16 protein-coding genes are annotated in these 18,319 nt (G+C 70.4%); 10 read left to right on the forward strand and 6 right to left on the reverse strand.

Translation table 11 applies throughout. The features are described 5' to 3' along the window. Nucleotides 1–41 precede the first annotated feature (41 nt). Nucleotides 42–1,268 (forward strand): group II intron reverse transcriptase/maturase, encoded by a 1,227-nt coding sequence (ltrA, locus tag LMH63_RS07845; protein WP_229332588.1) that lies wholly within the window; start codon nucleotides 42–44, stop codon nucleotides 1,266–1,268. A 75-nt stretch (nucleotides 1,269–1,343) separates the two neighbouring features. On the opposite strand, the gene LMH63_RS07850 is transcribed toward ltrA, so the two are convergent. Both LMH63_RS07850 and LMH63_RS07855 read right to left on the reverse strand, forming a co-directional pair. Continuing rightward, nucleotides 1,344–1,778 (reverse strand): ester cyclase, encoded by a 435-nt coding sequence (locus tag LMH63_RS07850; protein ID WP_158280349.1) that lies wholly within the window; start codon nucleotides 1,776–1,778, stop codon nucleotides 1,344–1,346. A 35-nt stretch (nucleotides 1,779–1,813) separates the two neighbouring features. Beyond that, the gene (locus LMH63_RS07855; protein WP_158280348.1) at nucleotides 1,814–2,629 is read right to left on the reverse strand and encodes an oxygen-binding di-iron domain-containing protein; all 816 of its coding nucleotides are present in this window, start codon (nucleotides 2,627–2,629) and stop codon (nucleotides 1,814–1,816) included. A gap of 142 nt (nucleotides 2,630–2,771) precedes the next feature. Here LMH63_RS07855 and LMH63_RS07860 point away from each other — a divergent pair, with 142 nt between their 5' ends. From LMH63_RS07860 to pnp, 9 genes are all read left to right on the forward strand, one after another. After that, on the forward strand, nucleotides 2,772–3,431 hold the full coding sequence (locus LMH63_RS07860; protein ID WP_109678181.1) for a TetR/AcrR family transcriptional regulator: 660 nt from the start codon (nucleotides 2,772–2,774) through the stop codon (nucleotides 3,429–3,431). 228 nt (nucleotides 3,432–3,659) lie between these two features. Then, nucleotides 3,660–4,130 (forward strand): manganese-binding transcriptional regulator MntR, encoded by a 471-nt coding sequence (mntR, locus tag LMH63_RS07865; protein ID WP_109678179.1) that lies wholly within the window; start codon nucleotides 3,660–3,662, stop codon nucleotides 4,128–4,130. A 333-nt stretch (nucleotides 4,131–4,463) separates the two neighbouring features. Then, nucleotides 4,464–4,916, forward strand: coding sequence for a ribosome maturation factor RimP (gene rimP / locus LMH63_RS07870; RefSeq protein WP_109678177.1), 453 nt, complete (start codon nucleotides 4,464–4,466; stop codon nucleotides 4,914–4,916). Between the two features lie 43 nt (nucleotides 4,917–4,959). Beyond that, complete coding sequence (nusA, locus tag LMH63_RS07875; protein WP_109678175.1) at nucleotides 4,960–6,468, forward strand: transcription termination factor NusA; 1,509 nt, start codon at nucleotides 4,960–4,962, stop codon at nucleotides 6,466–6,468. A 77-nt stretch (nucleotides 6,469–6,545) separates the two neighbouring features. After that, entirely contained in the window at nucleotides 6,546–9,173 is a 2,628-nt protein-coding gene (gene infB, locus LMH63_RS07880) for a translation initiation factor IF-2 (RefSeq protein ID WP_109678173.1), read from the forward strand. After that, nucleotides 9,173–9,547, forward strand: a complete 375-nt coding sequence (gene rbfA, locus LMH63_RS07885) for a 30S ribosome-binding factor RbfA (protein ID WP_109678171.1) — start codon at nucleotides 9,173–9,175, stop codon at nucleotides 9,545–9,547. The genes infB and rbfA overlap by 1 nt, the downstream gene beginning before the upstream one ends. Before the next feature lie 14 nt (nucleotides 9,548–9,561). Then, nucleotides 9,562–10,473, forward strand: coding sequence for a tRNA pseudouridine(55) synthase TruB (truB, locus tag LMH63_RS07890; RefSeq protein WP_109678169.1), 912 nt, complete (start codon nucleotides 9,562–9,564; stop codon nucleotides 10,471–10,473). Between the two features lie 94 nt (nucleotides 10,474–10,567). Then, nucleotides 10,568–10,837 carry a 30S ribosomal protein S15 gene (gene rpsO / locus LMH63_RS07895; RefSeq protein WP_109678167.1) on the forward strand — a complete coding sequence of 90 codons (270 nt, stop codon included), beginning with the start codon at nucleotides 10,568–10,570 and terminating at the stop codon, nucleotides 10,835–10,837. A gap of 33 nt (nucleotides 10,838–10,870) precedes the next feature. Further along, nucleotides 10,871–12,982, forward strand: a complete 2,112-nt coding sequence (gene pnp, locus LMH63_RS07900) for a polyribonucleotide nucleotidyltransferase (RefSeq protein WP_109678165.1) — start codon at nucleotides 10,871–10,873, stop codon at nucleotides 12,980–12,982. 127 nt (nucleotides 12,983–13,109) lie between these two features. On the opposite strand, the gene LMH63_RS07905 is transcribed toward pnp, so the two are convergent. The 4 genes from LMH63_RS07905 to LMH63_RS07920 form a co-directional block, all read right to left on the reverse strand. Then, a complete protein-coding gene (locus LMH63_RS07905) occupies nucleotides 13,110–13,946 on the reverse strand; it encodes an SDR family oxidoreductase (protein WP_109678163.1) in 837 nt (278 codons plus the stop codon). 358 nt (nucleotides 13,947–14,304) lie between these two features. Next, complete coding sequence (locus LMH63_RS07910; protein ID WP_109678161.1) at nucleotides 14,305–15,297, reverse strand: hydrolase; 993 nt, start codon at nucleotides 15,295–15,297, stop codon at nucleotides 14,305–14,307. Nucleotides 15,298–15,367: 70 nt separating this feature from the next. Then, nucleotides 15,368–18,139: a sensor histidine kinase gene (locus LMH63_RS07915; RefSeq protein WP_109678159.1), complete on the reverse strand. Its 2,772-nt coding sequence runs from the start codon at nucleotides 18,137–18,139 to the stop codon at nucleotides 15,368–15,370. Next, entirely contained in the window at nucleotides 18,129–18,317 is a 189-nt protein-coding gene (locus LMH63_RS07920) for a hypothetical protein (RefSeq protein WP_109678157.1), read from the reverse strand. Before LMH63_RS07920 ends, LMH63_RS07915 begins: the two co-directional genes overlap by 11 nt. Between the last annotated feature and the right edge of the window lie 2 nt (nucleotides 18,318–18,319).

Raw genomic sequence — 18,319 nt, forward strand, 5'->3', positions numbered from 1 at the left:
CGACGGCGCTGCTGGAGGCGGCGCTGTGTCGCGAGAACCTGATGGCGGCCTACCGGCGGGTGGTGCGCAACCGGGGGGCCCCCGGCATCGACGGAGTGACCGTCGATGAGCTGTGGGCCTACTGCCAGGCGCACTGGTCGTCGATCCGCGAGCGGCTGCTGGAGGGGACGTACCGTCCCTCGCCGGTACGGGAGGTGAAGATCCCCAAGCCCGGGGGTGGCTCCCGGGCACTGGGCATCCCGACCGTGGTCGACCGGCTGATCCAGCAGGCGCTGGTGCAGGTGCTCACCCCGATCCTCGACCCGACGTTCTCGGGTGAGAGCTACGGCTTTCGCCCGGGGCGCAGTGCCCATCAGGCCGTCGAGCGTGCCCGCGGGCACGTGGCGGCGGGGCAGCGCTGGGTCGTGGACCTCGATCTGGCGCAGTTCTTCGACCGGGTCAATCATGACGTGCTGATGGCCCGGTTAGCGCGTCGGATCGAGGACCGGCGGGTGCTGCGCCTGATCCGGCGCTACCTGCAGGCCGGGGTGATGGCCGGTGGCGTGGTCTCGCCGCGGGCGGCGGGGACGCCGCAGGGCGGGCCGCTCTCGCCCCTGCTCTCGAACGTCCTGCTGGACGAGCTCGACCGGGAGCTGGAGCGGCGCGGCCACCGCTTCGTGCGTTACGCCGATGACGTCAGCGTCTACGTGCGCTCGCCCGAAGCGGGTGCGCGCGTGCTGGCATCGCTGGAGCGGTTCCTGTGGCGGCGGCTGCGCCTGGTGGTCAACCGTGAGAAGAGTGCGGTGGACCGCCCGTGGAAGCGCACGCTGCTCGGCTACAGCATGACCGCGCACCGTGAGCCGCGGCTGCGGGTGGCCCCCAGCTCGGTGCAGCGGCTCAAGGCCCGCCTGCGGGCCGCGCTGCGCCGCGGGCGGGGCCGCCACCTGCAGCGGGTGCTGGCGGCGCTGCAGCCGCTCATCCGGGGCTGGGTGGCCTACTTCCGCTTCGCCGAAGTCAAGGCGGCGTTCGAGGCGCTGGACCAGTGGCTCCGGCGCCGCCTGCGTTGCCTGCTGTGGCGGCAGTGGAAGCGCTGGCGCACCCGCGCCCGGCGGCTGATGCAGCACGGTGTCGAGCGCCTGCGAGCGTATCGCTCCGCCACCAACGGGCGTGGCCCGTGGTGGAACGCGGGGGCGGCCCACATGCACGTGGCCATCCCCGCGCGCTGGCTGCACCGTCAGGGTCTCGTGAGCTTCCTCGGCGAGCACCGTCGACTTGCGAGCGCTGCGTGAACCGCCGTATACGGCCCCGTACGTACGGTGGTGTGAGAGCCGGGGCGGGTGACCGCCCCGGCTACTCGATCCAGGCTATGCGCATCGGGCGGGCTGAGCGGTGTGACCGATCTGCTCCAGCAGTGCGCGCTCGTCGAGGTGCAGCCAGGTCTCGACGATGTGCCCGGCTTCCAGCCGATACAGCACCATCCCGGTGAAGGTCACGCGTCGCCCGCTGGGCGGATAGCCCGCGTAGGCCCCTGTGTGGCGCACGGACACCACGAAGCGGGCCGCGACGAAGTCCCCCTCGGCCAGCATCGCGAGCGTTCGGTAGTCCATGTCACTGAACGCGGCGCCGAACTCCCGGAAGAACTGCTTGTAGGCCTCGCGACTGTCGGGGTTGCGGCCACCGGGGAAGCCGTGGGTCACGATCCCCTCCGCCACGGTGGCGTCGATGACGTCGAGATCGCCGCCGTGGGTGCCGTCGAGGAAGCGCGTGACCACTTCGCGGTTACGGGTCTCTGGTTGCATTATCCCGGTCTCCTTCATCTCACTGGTCTCCCTTGCTAGGGCGCTTGCGCTGCAGAGCTGTGTGCGGCGGCCAGGCGTTCCAGCAGCTCATGCGCGGGTACGTCCGTGGGTTGGGTGTGCACGGCCTCGGCCAGGATCCCGGTGAGCTCCGCGGTGCGGTCGCTCGCCGCGGGGAGGTGCCCACCGAGAATCGCGCTGGGCGCAAGCGCTTCGAGCGCCCGCAGCTTTCGGCCGAAGGCGTGTGCGTCCATTTCCCCGAGCCACGGGGCGTCCAGCGCGGACCAGCGCAGCAACCCGTCGCGCAGCGTGGCCCGGGGAATGGCCTGTGCCTCCTCCACCGGCGCCGGTAGCAGGGCGCCGAACGCATCGGCGGCAAACAGGGCCCGGGTGCGGGTGTCGAGGAAGCCGAGCGTCTCCGGCGCGTCGAAATACGGCGGGCGCAGGGCCACCAGCTCGCGGTCCGGCAGCTGCAGGCGCTCGCCGGGCGCGACCAGCCGCACCCGGTCCACCGGCAGCCCCTGCAGCGTCATCTTTCCCATGCCGAGAAAGCCGGTGACCACCTCGGCGCGGGGGGCGATATCCAGCAGTGCGGCCAGATTGCCGAGATGGTCCGGATCCGTGTGGCTGATCCAGATCCAGCGCAGATCCGCCGGGTCGATGACGCCCGCCAGACGCTGCAGCCAGTCCGTTCGCAGGGCCGCGAGGCCGGTTTCCACGAGCACCGGCTCGGGGCCCTGGATGACGAAGCTGTTCACGGCCAGTACGCCGTGTCCCGGCACCGGCAGCCAGGCGCCGAGCTCCCAGACCCCCGGCAGCACCTGCCGGGGCTGTTCCGTGCGGGGGGATTCCATGGTTTGCGTTCTCCTTCTGTCTCTCGAAGTCAGCCGGTGACCCGGCATAACCTGCCAATTACTTCAGTAACCAGTACTGTTCACTGAAGTGTGGCGAGTATTCCGCGGCGCCTCGCCATTGTCAATACTTGAGTAAACAGGTATGTTCATCGATATGGGTGAGCGCCGCTACCGCATGAAAAAACGCGCCGAGAGTCAGGCGCGTACGCGCGAGCGTATTGTCGAGGCGACGGTCGCCTTGCACGAGGAGCTGGGCCCGCGGCAGACGAGCATTCGTGCCATCGCCGAGCGTGCCGGGGTGCAGCGGCTGACCGTCTACCGGCATTTCCCGGACGACGCGAGCCTGTTCCAGGCCTGCACCGCGCACTGGCTGGCCCGCAACCCGCCGCCGGATGCCGCGGTCTGGCGAGCGTCCCCGGCGGGCGAGCCCCGCTGCCGTGACGCGCTGATCGCGTTCTATCGCTACTATCGCGACACCGAGGCCATGTGGGCGGCGTCGCATCGCGACGAGCCGGACGTCCCGGCGCTGCAGGGCCCCATGCAGGCCTTCCGGGCGCATCTCGACGCGGTTCGCGACGAACTGCTGGCCGGTTTCGCCGCGCCCTTGCGCACCCGGGAGGTGGCGCTCACCCTGAGGCATGCGCTCTCCTTCCCCACCTGGCAGGCGCTGGCACAGGCGGGCCTCGAGGACGAGCAGGCCGCTGCACTGGCCGTGGCGTGGCTGCGCGGAGCGGGGGAGGACGCTGCCGCCGGGGCCGGTGCCACGGATGCCGCGTCCCGGTCCGGAGCCGGCGGGGCATGACGGTTCCTGATCGGCAACGAGCGTCCGCCACGCTGGCAGCCCGTATGGGCGCGGCGGGAGGCACCCACGGCGGCCTCGCGCCCGGCACGGCGGCTGCAGCGACCCCTGCGTCGCGGGCTCCTGCCCCCGGGACAGCGGAAGGTCGTTGCTCATCAGGTGTCGATTTGCCGGTGACGGTCTGACACGGTAAAAAAGGACTCAAACGGTCCACATTGTTAGGAAATCGCTATGACGGCACGGGCACGGGCGGACGTAATGCTCGACCCTCAGGTGCAGGCACGGCATCACGAGCGGGTGCGCGAGGCGCACCAGACCGAGCTGGTGGAGGACTACGTCGAGCTCATCGCCGACCTGATCGACGCCAAGGGCGAGGCGCGGGCCGTGGAGCTCGCCCAGCGCCTCGGGGTGCGCCAGGCCACGGTGGGCAAGATGGTGGCACGCCTGCGCGAGATGGATCTGGTGCAGAGCGAGCCCTATCGGGCGATCTTCCTTACCCCGCGCGGCCGGCGCATGGCCGAGGCCTCGCGCCAACGGCACGCGACGGTGCTGCGCTTTCTGCGGGCCGCGGGGGTGTCCGAGGCGACGGCGATGACCGACGCCGAGGGCGTCGAGCACCACGTCAGCGACGAGACGCTGGCGGCGCTGGAGCGTCTGGCCGGCTGGCTGGAGGCGGGGCGGGATGCGTCCCGGTCCGGATAGTGCAACGGATGGCGAGGCGGGCGCGCGGGCGTGCTCGGCACGACGTCGAGCACTCGGTCAGGGCCCAGGGCACGGTTGCCCGCCGGATCCGCGGCCGCAGTCCCGAACCGGAGCGCTTTCCGGGCTGAAGCCATTGATCGGCGGTGTGGATTGTGTACACTGTGCGGCTGCAAGGCGGCGTTGGCCCGATTGGGTTGACCGCCCGGCACAGGCATCTTCGGGAAGGCCGCTTGCGGCCTTTTTTTGTAGCTGGCGCCCCGGTGGCGCAGGCGGGTTTCGAGGAATGGGCCGAGGGCCCATTTTTTGTTCCGGCACGGGCCGGATGCGGAGCGGATGACGGCAGTCGACAGTCTCACGGGGTTGCTGGAGCCGGTGGTCGAGGGGCTCGGCTACGAGCTGGTCGGCGTGGAATACCACCCGAGCGGCCGACAGGGGCTCCTGCGGGTGTACATCGATCACCCCGAGGGCATCGGCGTCGACGACTGCGCGCGGGTGAGCCACCAGGTCAGCGGTGTGCTCGACGTCGAGGACCCGCTGCCCGGCGAGTATCTGCTCGAGGTCTCCTCGCCCGGTCTCGACCGGCCGGTGTTCAAGCCTGCGGATTTCCAGCGTTTTGCCGGCGAACGAGTGCGCCTGCGGCTGCGCGGGCTGGTGGACGGCCGGCGCAAGTATCGCGGGCGATTGCTCGGGCTGCGCGGCGAGAGCGTGGTGATCGAGGAGTCCGGCGGGGAGGTGGCCGTGCCGCTTGCCGAGATCGATCGGGCCAATCTGGAGCTGGAGCCCTGAGCGCGGGCGCGCATGGGCTGTGGCGAGCGGGAGACGGAAGACGATGAGCAAAGAGATCCTGCTGGTGGTGGATGCCATCGCCAACGAGAAGGGCGTGGATCAGGAAGTGATCTTCGAGGCCATCGAGGCGGCGCTCGCCTCGGCGACCCGCAAGCGTCACCCCGAGGAGATCGACGCCCGCGTGGCGGTGGACCGGAACACCGGAGAGTACGAGACCTTCCGCCGCTGGCTGGTGGTGGACGACGAGGAAGAGATCGAGGAGCCGCAGGCGCAGCTGACGCTCTCCGAGGCACGCCAGCGCGACCCGAACGCCCAGCCCGGCGACTACGTCGAGGAGCCGATGGAGTCGGTGGAGTTCGGCCGCATCGCCGCGCAGACGGCCAAGCAGGTGATCGTGCAGAAGGTGCGCGAGGCCGAGCGGGCCAAGGTCGTCGAGGCCTACCAGGAGCGCGAGGGCGAGCTGATCACGGGCATCGTCAAGCGCGCCGAGCGCGGCAACGTGTTCCTGGATCTTGGTGGCAACGCCGAGGCCTTCATCCCGCGGGAGGAGATGATCCCGCGCGAGGCGGTGCGCCCCGGGGACCGGCTGCGCGCCTGGCTGCGCGAGGTGCGCGCCGAGGCCCGCGGGCCGCAGCTGTTCGCGAGCCGCTCCGCGCCCGAGTTCCTGATCGAGCTGTTCAAGCTCGAGGTGCCGGAGATCGGCCAGGAGCTGCTGGACCTCAAGGGCGCCGCGCGGGATCCCGGGCTGCGGGCGAAGATCGCCGTGCAGGCCCTGGATACGCGCATCGACCCGGTGGGTGCCTGTGTCGGCATGCGCGGCTCGCGGGTGCAGGCGGTCTCCAACGAGCTCTCCGGTGAGCGCATCGACATCATCCTCTGGGACGAGAATCCGGCGCAGTTCGTCATCAACGCCATGGCGCCGGCGGAGGTCGAGTCCATCGTCGTTGACGAGGACCGGCACAGCATGGACATCGCCGTGGCCGAGGAGCAGCTCTCCCAGGCCATTGGCCGGGGCGGGCAGAACGTCCGCCTCGCCAGCGAGCTCACCGGCTGGGAGCTCAACGTCATGACCGCCGAGGAGGCGGAGGCGAAGAGCGAGCAGGAGGCGGCTGAGCTGGTGCAGATGTTCATGGACGAGCTCGACGCCGACGAGGACGTCGCCGCCCTGCTGGTGGAAGAGGGCTTCTCGAGCCTGGAGGAGGTGGCCTATGTGCCGGCCTCCGAGCTTCTCGCCATCGAGGGGTTCGAGCACGAGATGGTCGAGGCGCTGCGCGCCCGTGCCCGGGATGTTCTCCTCACCCGGGAGATCGCGGCCGAGGAGGCCGGGGGCGGGAGCCAGGAGCCCGCGGACGATCTGCTCTCGATGGAGGGCATGGACGAGACGCTGGCCCGCAAGCTGGCAGCCCAGGGCGTGGTCACCATGGAGGACCTCGCCGAGCAGTCGGTGGACGACCTCACGGATATCGACGGTCTGGACCCGGAGCGCGCGGCCGCGCTGATCATGAAGGCCCGCGAGCCCTGGTTCGCCGACCAGGAGGACGGCCCGGCCTGAGCCGCGCCCGGAGCGCGGACAGCCGTGGGCGTGTCCTCTGAGGGCCGCCCGCCACGACGGGGACGGAGGTTAAGCATATGTCGCAGACGACAGTCAGAGAATTCGCCGAGGCGGTGGGCATCCCGGTGGAGCGCCTGCTGGGCCAGCTCAACGAGGCCGGCCTGGAAGGCCGCGAGCCCGATTCGGCCATGTCCGACGAGGACAAGTCCGCCCTGCTGGGTCATCTGCGCAAGACGCACGGGCGCAAGGACGAGGAGGCCGAAGGCGGCCCCAAGCAGATCACCCTGAAGCGCAAGAGCCACAGCCAGATCCGGCTGCCCTCCTCGGGCGCCGAGCGGCGTGGTGCGCGCGGCGCACGCACCGGTGGGCGCACGGTCAATGTCGAGGTGCGCAAGAAGCGCACCTACGTCAAGCGCAGCGTGGTGGAGGCCGAGGCCCAGGAGCAGGACGCGCAGATCCTGCAGACCGCGCTGCAGGAGGACCTCGAGGCCGCCGAGGCGCGGCGCGAGGCGGAGGCGCAGGAGGCCGCGCGGCGCGAGGCCGAGGCGGCGGAGGCTGCTGCCCGCGAGGCCGAGGCCGCCAAGGCCGAGGCCGCGAAGGGCGCCGAGGCCGCCGCTGCGACGGATACGCCGGCCGAGCCCGGCGCCGAGCCGGCCGAGGCCCAGAGCGTTGCCGATCTCGAGGCGGAGCAGCAGAAGTCCGACTCCGAGGCGGCGCGCAAGAAGGAGATCGAGGACGAGAAGGAGCGCAAGCGCCTGGAGGCCGAGGCGAAGCGCGAGCGCGAGGCCGAAGAGCGCGCGGCGCGCAAGGCCGCCCGCGGCAAGGGCAAGGCCCGGAAGAAGGCCGAGACGCGACCCTCCGGTCGCGGTGGCCGCGGCGCGCGGCGCCCGGCGGCAGGCTCCGCCAGCGAGGCCCTGCAGCAGGGCTTCGAGAAGCCCACGGCGCCGGTGGTGCGTGAGGTCCAGGTGCCGGAGTCGATCACCGTGGGCGATCTCGCCCAGCGCATGAGCGTGAAGGCCGCGGACCTGATCAAGGAGATGATGAAGCAGGGCGTGATGGCCACCATCAACCAGCCCATCGACCAGGACACTGCCGTCCTGCTGGTGGAGGAGATGGGCCACAAGCCGCGCATCGTGCGCGAGGATGCCATCGAGGAGACCGTGCTCAGTCAGGCCGCAGAGCCGGAGGGCGAGCAGGTGCCGCGTGCCCCCGTGATCACCATCATGGGCCATGTCGACCACGGCAAGACCTCGCTGCTGGACTACGTGCGCCGCTCCAAGGTGGCGGCCGGCGAGGCCGGCGGCATCACCCAGCACATCGGTGCCTACCGTGTGCCGACCGACCGCGGCGAGCTGACCTTCCTGGACACCCCGGGCCACGAGGCCTTCACGGCCATGCGCGCCCGTGGCGCCCAGGTCACGGACGTGGTCATCCTCGTGGTGGCGGCGGACGACGGCGTCATGCCGCAGACCGAGGAGGCGGTGAAGCACGCCAAGGCCGCCGGGGTGCCCATCGTGGTCGCCGTGAACAAGATCGACCGCGAGGATGCCGACCCGGACCGGGTGAAGAACGAGCTCGCCCAGCGCGAGGTGATCCCGGAGGACTGGGGTGGTGACACCCAGTTCATCAACGTTTCCGCCATTACCGGCGAGGGCATCGAGGATCTGCTCGAGGCGGTGGCGCTGCAGGCGGAGCTGCTGGAGCTCAAGGCCGTGCGCGACTGCCCGGCCTCCGGCATCGTCATCGAGTCGAGCCTGGATCGCGGGCGCGGCCCGGTGGCCACGGTGCTGGTGCAGAACGGCGTCCTGCGGCAGGGCGACACCATCATCTCCGGCACCGAGTTCGGCCGCGTGCGCGCGCTCCTCGACGAGAAGGGCGAGCGGGTGAAGGAGGCCGGGCCGTCGACGCCGGTGGTGGTGCTCGGCCTCTCCGGCCTGCCCGAGGCGGGCGACGAAGTGCTGGTGGTCGAGGACGAGAAGAAGGCCCGCGAGGTGGCCGACTATCGCCGCGAGAAGGGCCGCGAGAAGCGCCTGCAGGCGCAGAAGGCGGCGAAGATGGACGAGCTCTTCTCGCAGATGCAGGACCAGGAGGTGAAGACCGTCAACCTCGTGGTGAAGGGCGACGTGCAGGGCTCGGTTGAGGCGCTCACGCAGTCGCTGACCAACCTCTCCACCGACGAGGTCCGGATCAAGGCGGTGGCGAGCGGCGTCGGCGCCATCAACGAGTCGGACGTCAACCTGGCGCTGGCCTCCGAGGCCCTGCTGATCGGCTTCAACGTCCGTGCCGATGCCAAGGCCCGGCGCCTCGCGCAGGAGAACGGCGTCGACCTGCACTACTACAGCATCATCTACGACGCCATCGACCAGCTGCGCAACGCCATCAGCGGCATGCTCGAGCCGGAGACCCGGGAGCAGATCATCGGCCTTGCCGAGGTCCGGGATGTGTTCCGCTCCTCCAAGCTCGGCCAGATCGCCGGCTGCCTGGTGGTGGACGGCGTCGTGCGCCGGCGCAACCCGATCCGTGTGCTGCGCGACAACGTGGTCATCTTCGAGGGCGAGCTGGAGTCGCTGCGCCGCTTCAAGGACGACGTCAACGAGGTGCGCTCGGGCACCGAATGCGGCATCGGCGTCAAGAACTACAATGATGTCAGGGCCGGCGATCAGATCGAGTGCTACGAGCGCGTGACCATCGAGCGGACTCTGTAATGCCGAAGGACTTCCCGCGTACCCGCCGGGTGGCCGATCAGGTCCAGCGCGAGCTGGCCGGCCTGATCCGGGACGAGGTCCGCGACCCGCGGGTGGGGTCGGTGACCGTCTCCGAGGTGCAGGTGAGCCGCGATCTCGCCTACGCCGACGTGCACGTCACCGGCCTCGGCATGGATGCGGAGGCCTCCCGCGAGATGACGGCCGCCCTCAACCATGCCGCGGGCTTTCTGCGCAGCCAGCTGGCACGCCGTCTGCGGCTGCGTACGGTGCCGGCGCTGCGCTTCCGGCATGACGAGGCCTTCGACCGGGGCGCCCGCCTCTCGCGGCTGATCGACGACGCGGTGGCAGACGACGCCAGCCGCCGCGACGACTGATCGGGAGGGCGCTGATGCCGCGCAAGGGCCGCCCGGTCAGCGGCATTCTCCTGCTTGACAAACCCGCCGGCGAGACCTCCAACCGCGCCCTGCAGCGGGTGCGCCGGCTGCTGCAGGCGCGCAAGGCCGGGCATACCGGCAGCCTGGACCCGCTCGCCACCGGCCTGCTGCCGCTCTGTTTCGGCGAGGCCACCAAGGTCAGCGGCTGCCTGCTGGACGCCTCGAAGCGCTACGAGGTCACCGCGCGCTTCGGCGTGACCACCGACACCGCCGACGCCGAAGGCGAGACGCTGGAGCGCCGGCCGGTGCCGGCCCTGGACCGGCCAGGAGTGGAGGCGGCGCTGGCCGGCCTGCGCGGCGAGCAGGACCAGGTGCCGCCCATGTACTCGGCGGTAAAGCATCAGGGCCGCCGCCTCTACGAACTGGCCCGCTCCGGGGTGGAGGTGCCGCGGGCCGCCCGCCGGATCACCGTGCATGCCCTGGAGCTGGCCTGGCTCGCGGGCGAGGAGGCGGGCCTGCGTGTGCACTGCTCCAAGGGCACCTATGTGCGCACGCTGGTGGCGGATCTCGGCGAGGCGCTCGGCTGCGGCGCGCACGTCACCGCGCTGCGGCGCACGGCGCTCGGCCCTTTCGAGGCCCCCGGCATGGTGACCCTGGAGACGCTGGAGCAGCGTGCCGCGGATGGTCCGGCGGCGCTGGACGAGCTGCTGCTGCCGCCGGATACGGCCATCGCCGACTGGCCGGCGGTGGTGCTCGGCCCCGAGACCGCGCCGTATCTGCGCCAGGGCCAGGCGGTCTGGATTCCGCGGGCGCCGGCGCCCGGCGCGGTGCGGCTGTACGGGCCGGAGGGGTTCCTCGGCATGGGCTTGGTGCTGGATGACGGCAGGGTGGCACCGCGGCGCCTGCTCGCGGTCCCCGAAGGCTGAGCGCAGCCACCGGGGGGGCTTTCGCTTGTTCCCCCTCGGTGGCACCGATAGAATACCGAATTCGCTGGAATACCGGATTACTCAGGAGCTTTCGATGTCTCTCACGGCTGAACAGAAGCAGGAGATCGTCCGTGACTACGGGCGTTCCGAGGGCGATACGGGGTCGCCCGAGGTGCAGATCGCGCTGCTGACTGCGCGCATCCAGCACCTCACCGAGCACTTCGCCACGCACAAGCAGGATCATCACTCCCGCCGCGGGCTGCTGAAGCTCGTCAACCAGCGTCGGCAGATGCTCGACTATCTGCGGCGCAAGAGCCGGGATCGCTACCAGAGCGTCATCGAGCGCCTCGGCCTGCGCAAGTAGGCGAACTTTCCACGACCGCAGGGTGTAACCGTAGTGACTCCGACCGCCGTCAAGAAGTCTTTCCAGTTCGGCGAGCAGACCGTGACCCTGGAGACCGGGCGTATCGCCCGCCAGGCCAGCGGCGCCGTACTGGTGAACATGTCCGATACCGTGGTGCTGGTCACGGTGGTAGGGAAGAAGGAGCAGGTAGAGGGCCGCAGCTTCCTGCCCCTGACCGTCAACTATCAGGAGCGCACCTACGCCGCGGGCAAGATTCCCGGTGGCTTCTTCAAGCGTGAGGGTCGCCCCTCGGAGAAGGAGACCCTGGTCTCCCGGCTTATCGACCGGCCCATCCGGCCGCTTTTCCCGGAGGGCTTCTCCAACGAGGTGCAGGTGATCGCCACGGTGATCTCCATGAACCCCGAGGTCGACGCCGACATCCCCGCGCTCATCGGTACCTCGGCGGCCCTGGCCGTCTCCGGTATTCCCTTCGAGGGCCCGATTGGCGCGGCGCGGGTGGGCTACAGCGACGGCCAGTTCCTGCTCAACCCGACCTTCACCCAGCTGGAGAGCTCCGAGCTGGATCTGGTGGTCGCCGGTACCGAGCAGGCGGTGCTGATGGTGGAGTCCGAGGCACACCGCCTGCCCGAGCAGACCATGCTCGACGCGGTGCTCTACGGCCACGAGCAGATGCAGTCGGCGATCGCCGCCATCAACGAGCTCGCCGCGGAGGCCGGCAAGCCGCGCTGGGACTGGCAGCCGCCGGCGAAGGACGAGAGCCTCGCCGAGCGCGTGCGCAGCGTCGCCGAGCAGTCCCTGACCGAGGCGTACGCCATCACCGAGAAGCAGGCCCGCCAGGAGGCCATCGGCGCCGTTCGTGAGCGGGTGGTGGAAGAGCTCGTCGCCACCGACGAGAAGCCCGACGGGTATTCTCCCGATCAGGTCTCCGCCGCGTTCAAGGATCTCGAGAAGCGCATCGTCCGTGGCCGCATCATCCGCGGCGAGCCCCGGATCGACGGTCGTGACACCCGCACCGTGCGCGCCATCGACATCGAGGTGGGCTCCCTGCCACGCACCCACGGCTCGGCCATCTTCACCCGCGGCGAGACCCAGGCCGTGGTGGTGACTACCCTTGGCACCGGCCGCGACGCGCAGATCATCGATGCCATCGAGGGCGAGCGGCGCGAGCCGTTCATGCTGCACTACAACTTCCCGCCGTACTGCGTCGGTGAGACCGGCTTCATGGGCACGCCCAAGCGCCGCGAGATCGGCCACGGCAAGCTCGCCAAGCGCGGCATCCAGGCCGTGATGCCGACGCCGGAGGACTGCCCCTACGTCATCCGCGTGGTCTCCGAGATTACCGAGTCCAACGGCTCCAGCTCCATGGCCACGGTCTGCGGCACCAGCCTCTCGCTGATGGACGCCGGCGTGCCCATCGCCGCGCCGGTGGCGGGTATCGCCATGGGCCTGATCAAGGAAGGCGACGACTTCGCCGTGCTCACCGACATCCTCGGCGACGAGGACCACCTCGGCGACATGGACTTCAAGGTGGCTGGCACCGAGCAGGGCGTCACCGCCCTGCAGATGGACATCAAGATCAACGGCATCACCCGCGAGATCATGGAGCGGGCGCTGGAGCAGGCCCGGGAAGGGCGGCTGCACATCCTCGGCAAGATGAACGAGGTGATCGGCGAGGCCCGCGCGGAGATGTCCGCCTACGCGCCGCGGCTGATCACCATGAAGATCGACCCGGAGAAGATCCGCGACGTCATCGGCAAGGGCGGCGCCACCATCCGCCAGCTCACCGAGGAGACCGGCACCACCATCGACATCACCGACGATGGCACGGTGACCATCGGCTCCGTGGACAAGGCCGCCGGCGAGGAGGCGCGCCGGCGCATCGAGCTGCTCACCGCCGACGTCGAGGTGGGCCAGATCTACGAGGGCAAGGTCATCAAGCTGATGGACTTCGGCGCCTTCGTGAACATCCTCCCCGGCCGCGACGGGCTCGTGCACATCTCCCAGATCTCCAACCGTCGCGTGGAGAGCGTCTCCGACGAGCTGACCGAAGGCCAGACCGTGCGGGTCAAGGTGCTGGAGGTGGACCGCCAGGGCCGCATCCGCCTCAGCATCAAGGCGATCAACGAGGAGGGCGCCAGCGCCTGACCGGGTGCCGCCAGCCGACGATCGGGAAGGGGCCTGCGGGCCCCTTTTTCGTCTCTGAGCCGCTTCTGGGATTCAACACAAGGAGACCAAGGTTCACAAAGCCCTTTGCGCCTTTGTGTTCGTTCTTCTAGCGATCCACGAACAGGTCCAGTACCAGCTCCGATTCCGGCAGCGCCGGATCCACCTGGTAGCCGCTGAAGTCGGTGACGCCCTCACCACGCAGCACGTCCTCGTCGATGAAGAACTGCCCGGTGCACTCGCGGCTTGGCCGCGTCAGGATCACGTGCGCCGCATCGGCCACGATCTCCGGGTGGCGGCCGCGGGCGGAGAGGGCGGGGCCGCCGAGCAGATTGTCCACCGCGGCGGTCTTCAGCAGCGTGCGCGGCCACAGGGCGTTGCAGGCGACGCCGCGGTCGCGGAACTCCTCGGCCATGCCCAGCATGCACAGGCTCATGCCGAACTTGGCCAGGCTGTAGCCGACGTGCCCGCTGAACCAGCGCGGCTGCAGGTCGAGCGGCGGCGCCAGTGTCAGGATATGCGGATTCTCTGCCCGCAGCAGATGCGGCAGGCAGCTCTGGCTGCAGAGGTAGGTGCCGCGGGCGTTGACCTGGTGCATGAGGTCAAAGCGCTTCATCGGCAGGTCCAGCGTGCCGCGCAGGTCGATGGCGCTGGCGTTGTTGACCAGGATGTCGATACCGCCGAACCGCGCCACCGCCGCGTCCACGGCGGCCTGCGCTGCCGCCTCGTCGCGGATGTCGGTGACCACCGGCAGACAGCGTCCGCCTGCGGCCTCTACCGCCGCCGCTGCCTCGGGCAGCGTTCCGGGCAGCTTCGGGTGCGGGCGCTCGGTCTTGGCTGCGAGCACGACATTCGCCCCGTCGGCCCCGCACCGCCGGGCAATGGCGAGCCCGACCCCGCGGCTGCCCCCGGTGATGAACACCGTCCGCCCCGACAGCGTTGCCATACCCGTAGCCCTCCTCACCGATACGACCCGGCCTCGCCGGCACCGGACTGACACTGGGCAAGGTCTGTCCCAGCCCGGAGCCTCCTTCTCGCCCGGAGCATACGCCAGCGTATGTTCGCCCGTCGATGGACCCCGTCCGACCCGGTGTCACTGGATGGCCCCTTTCCGTCCCTGCCTTGCCCCCTCCCGGGCATGAGGCAGCCATGCCGCTGCCGTGCAATGGCGCTGGCCGCGCTTCGCCGGGCGGCCACAAGGAATGCCACTGGAGAGCCCCCGACATGACGACACTGATCCTCGACGACCTGAGCGAAGCGGCCCGCCGCCGCCTGTTGGGAACGCCACCGGCCCGCCCGGGCGCTCAGTCCGGAAACCCCTCCGCCAGCGCCGCCAGCGTGCGCCGCTCGACCCAGTACCGCGGCCGGAACAAGGGGCCCGCCTCGAGAAAGCCGACGTGACCGCCCCGCGGGCTGACCTCCAGGTCCACCGCCGGGGAAACCCGACCCGGGATGCCCGCGGCGGGTACGAAGGGGTCGTCCCGGGCCTGCAGCACCAGCGTGGGATCCGCGATACGGGCGAGAGCCGGGCCGGGGCTGCAGGCGCGGTAGTAGCCCACGGCACCGTCGAAGCCGTGCAGCGGCGCGGTCACATGCTCGTCGAAGGCGCGCAGGCTGCGCAGCTCATGGATCCGCTCCGCGGGCCAGGGCGCATCCGGCCGGCCCTCGAACTTGGCCCGATAACCCCGCCGCAGCCCCCGCAGCAGGTGCCGCTGGTAGACCCGGGCAAAGCCCTGGTCCACCGCCCGCGCGCAGGCATCCAGGTCGAACGGCACCGACACCGCCACCGTCAGCTCCGGCTGGACGACGCTCGCCCCGGCGGCCCGCCAGTTGAGCGCCATGGCGCCGCCGAGGGAAAAACCCACCACCGCGGCAGGTCGTTCACCGAGCTGCCGGCGCAGGTGGGCGAGGGCATGCAGGGCGTCGTCCCAGGCGCCGGCATGGTAGAACCTCGGCAGGCGGTTCGGCCGTCCGGCCGCTCCCCGATACTGCAGCGCAACCCCCTGATAGCCCGCGGCGTCCAGCGCGGCCAGGAGGCCGAGAATGTAAGGTGAGTTGGCACAGCCCCCGAGGCCGTGCAGCGCCAGTACCAGTGGTCCCGAGCGCCGCGGGCCGAGGAAGGTATCGACGAAGTCGCCGTCCGGCAGCTCCACCCGCTCCCGGCTCAGCGCCACCGGCGGCGGCCGCCGCAACAGCGCCGGCACCATGGTCTGCAGATGCCGGCCCCGCACCAGCGGATGCGGCCGGAACCCGCTGCTGCGCGCCTCCGTGGCGGGTTTGTCTATCGGAACGTCCATTTGCCCCGAGTGTAAGGCAACGGTTTCCGTAGGTCGCACACGGCGGCGCCGTGCACGACCTACATCCCGGTTACGAGCCGGTGCCGGCCGCGAGCCGCGGTGGGGCGGCGGGCTCGATGTCGCAGTGCTCGCCGCCGGCCCGGGGGAGGGTGACGATGAAGCAGGCGCCCTCGCCCGGGGTGCTCTCCACCGTGATGTCGCCCCAGTGCAGCTCGACGATGCGGCGGGCGATGGACAGGCCGAGGCCGCTGCCCTGGGGCTTGCCGGCGCGCTGGTCCTGAAGCTGGTGGAACTTCTCGAAGATGCGTGCCTGCTCCGCGGGCGGAATGCCGGGGCCGTTGTCCTGGACCCGCAGGGTGATGCGCTGGTCATCGGCCGCCAGACCGAGGTGCACCTCGCCGCTGCCGCGGGGGCAGAACTTTGCGGCATTGGAGAGCAGATTGATGAGGAGCTGCATCAGCCGGTCCCGGTCGCCCTTGACCGGCGCCGGCCCCTTGGGTGGATCCAGGCGCAGCGCTACCTCCGCCTCGTGGAACAGCTGCGAGGTCGCGTCCGCCGCCTCGCGCGCGACCTCGGCCAGGTCCAGCGTCTCCAGCCGCCAGCCGCTCCATCCGCTCTCCATCCGCGAGAGGTCCAGGACCTCGTTGATCAGGCGGCTCAGGCGCTCGGTTTCCCGGACTACGATCTGCAGGAACTCCCGGCGCTGCTCGTCGGGCATGTCCGGGCTCTCCAGCAGGATCTCGCCGAAGGCCCGGATCGAGGTGAGCGGCGTGCGCAGCTCATGACTGACCATGGAGACGAACTCGTCCTTGAGCCGGTCGAGCTCCTGCAGCCGCTCGTTGGCGGCGCGCAGCTGGGCGGTGGCGCGCTCCAGCTCCTGGGATTTCTGCTCCAGGCGTCGGCTGTATTCGATGGCCTGGGAGGTGGCGTCGAGGATCTCCAGCACGCCCTCGAAGGTGAGCGCTTCGCCCTTGACCACCGAGCCCATCATCACCCGCGCCGAGGTGGCACCGATGTGCCCCGCGAGCAGCCGCTCGGCGTGGCTCACCAGGGCCGGGTCGGCGAGGGCGTCGTCCGCGGGCAGGCCGCCATGGCGGCGGCCATAGTCGGCGAAGGCCTCGTGGGTGCGCCGGGCGCCGAGGAAGCGGGCGAGCAGGGCGTGCAGGTCCGCCACCGTGGTGCGTCCCTGCCAGAAGCGGCCCTCGTGGCCCGACTGACGGAAGACGTCCACGAACAGCGTCGCCTGGATGCGGTCGATGTCCCGTGTCGGGCCGAACACCGACAGGCCGATGGTCAGCCCCGTGTTCAGCAGCAGGCTCCATAGGGTGCCGTGGGCGATCGCATCCAGCCCCTCGAGGCCGAACAGTGCCTCCGGGCGCAGCCAGCCGATCCCGCCCGGGCCCTCGGCGAGCCAGGCCATGGGCAGCCAGCCGGCCCGGATCAGCGCCGGCAGCAGCAGCGTGTAGCCCCAGACCAGGAAGCCGCCGACCAGGCCGGCCAGTGCCCCGCGGCGCTGGGCGCCGTGCCAGTAGAGCCCGAGCAGGATGGGCGGGGCGAACTGGGCCACTGCCGCGAAGGCGATGAGGCCGATGCTGACCAGCGCATAGCTTTCGCCCACCAGCGCGTAATAGACGTAGCCGAGCAGGACGACCGCCACGATGGCGAGCCGGCGCACGCGCAGCACCAGCCGGCGCAGGTCGGCGTCGCCACGGCTCGGCAGCAGGCCGCTGCGCAGCAGCGCCGGCATGACGAGGTCGTTGCTGATCATGGTGGAGAGCGCCACGGTGGCGACGATCACCATGCTGGTGGCCGCGGAGAAACCGCCGAGATAGACCAGCAGCGCCAGCAGCTCCTGGCCCTGGGACAGGGGCAGGGTGAGTACGAACGTGTCCGGGTCCACGCCATGGCCTAGGGTGAGCAGCCCGCCCAGGGCGATGGGCAGGACGAACAGGTTGATCACGAACAGGTACAGCGGAAACAGCCAGGCCGCGGTGAGCAGGTGCCGCTCGTCGGTGTTCTCCACCACCGTGATCTGGAACTGCCGCGGCAGGAAAAGCACCGCCGCCATTGACAGCACCGTCAGCGCGATCCAGTGCCCGTAGCCGCCCGGCAGCGCCCCGAGACCGAACAGCGGCACAAGCTCGGGCTGGCTCGAGGCCCGCTGCAGCAGATCGCCGACGCCGTTGAACAGCCCCCAGGTCACGAACGCCCCGACGGCAAGAAAGGCCACGAGCTTGACCACCGACTCGAAGGCGATGGCCACCACCATGCCCTCGTGGCGCTCGGTGGCGTCCAGGTGGCGGGTGCCGAAGAGGATGGCGAACGCCGCCAGCACCATGGCCACGTAGAAGGCCTTGTCAGACAGGAAGAGCCCCGAGCCGACCATGGCCTCGCCCCCCTGGAGCACGCTGAAGCTGGCGGAGACGGCCTTCAGCTGCAGGGCGATGTAGGGTGTGGAGGCCACCACGGCGATCACGGTGGACGCTGCGCCGAGGCCGACGCTCTTGCCGTAGCGCGAGGCGATGAAATCGGCGATGGAGGTGATGCGGTAGGTCTTGCAGATGCGGATGATCTTGCGCAGCACCAGCCACCACAGCGCCGCCATGAGGGTAGGGCCGAGGTAGATGGGCAGGAAGCCGATGCCGGTCGCCGCGGCGCGGCCCACGCTGCCGTAGAAGGTCCAGGCCGTGCAGTAGACGGCGATGGACAGGGTATAGACGTAGGGGTTGCCGGCGAGCGAATTGCCCGCGTCCGCGCGCCGGTCCGCCAGCCAGGCGATGGCGAACAGCAGCGCCAGATAGAGGAAGGACAGACCTAGGATCAGCCCCTGGTCAACTGTCATCCGCCCTCCGGTGCAGCGCCGCGAGCAGCAGGATGAAGCCGGCCCAGACCGCGAACAGCCCGGCCCAGAGCCATCCGCGGCCGGCGGCGGCGAGCAGAGACAGGCCCGGGTAGGCGAAGACCACCAGTCCGAGCAGGAACAGCGCCACGGCGCGATCGGCGAAGCGCGAGCGTGACATGG

It is taken from the genome of Spiribacter halobius (genome assembly GCF_020883455.1).
Lineage (GTDB): Bacteria > Pseudomonadota > Gammaproteobacteria > Nitrococcales > Nitrococcaceae > Sediminicurvatus > Sediminicurvatus halobius.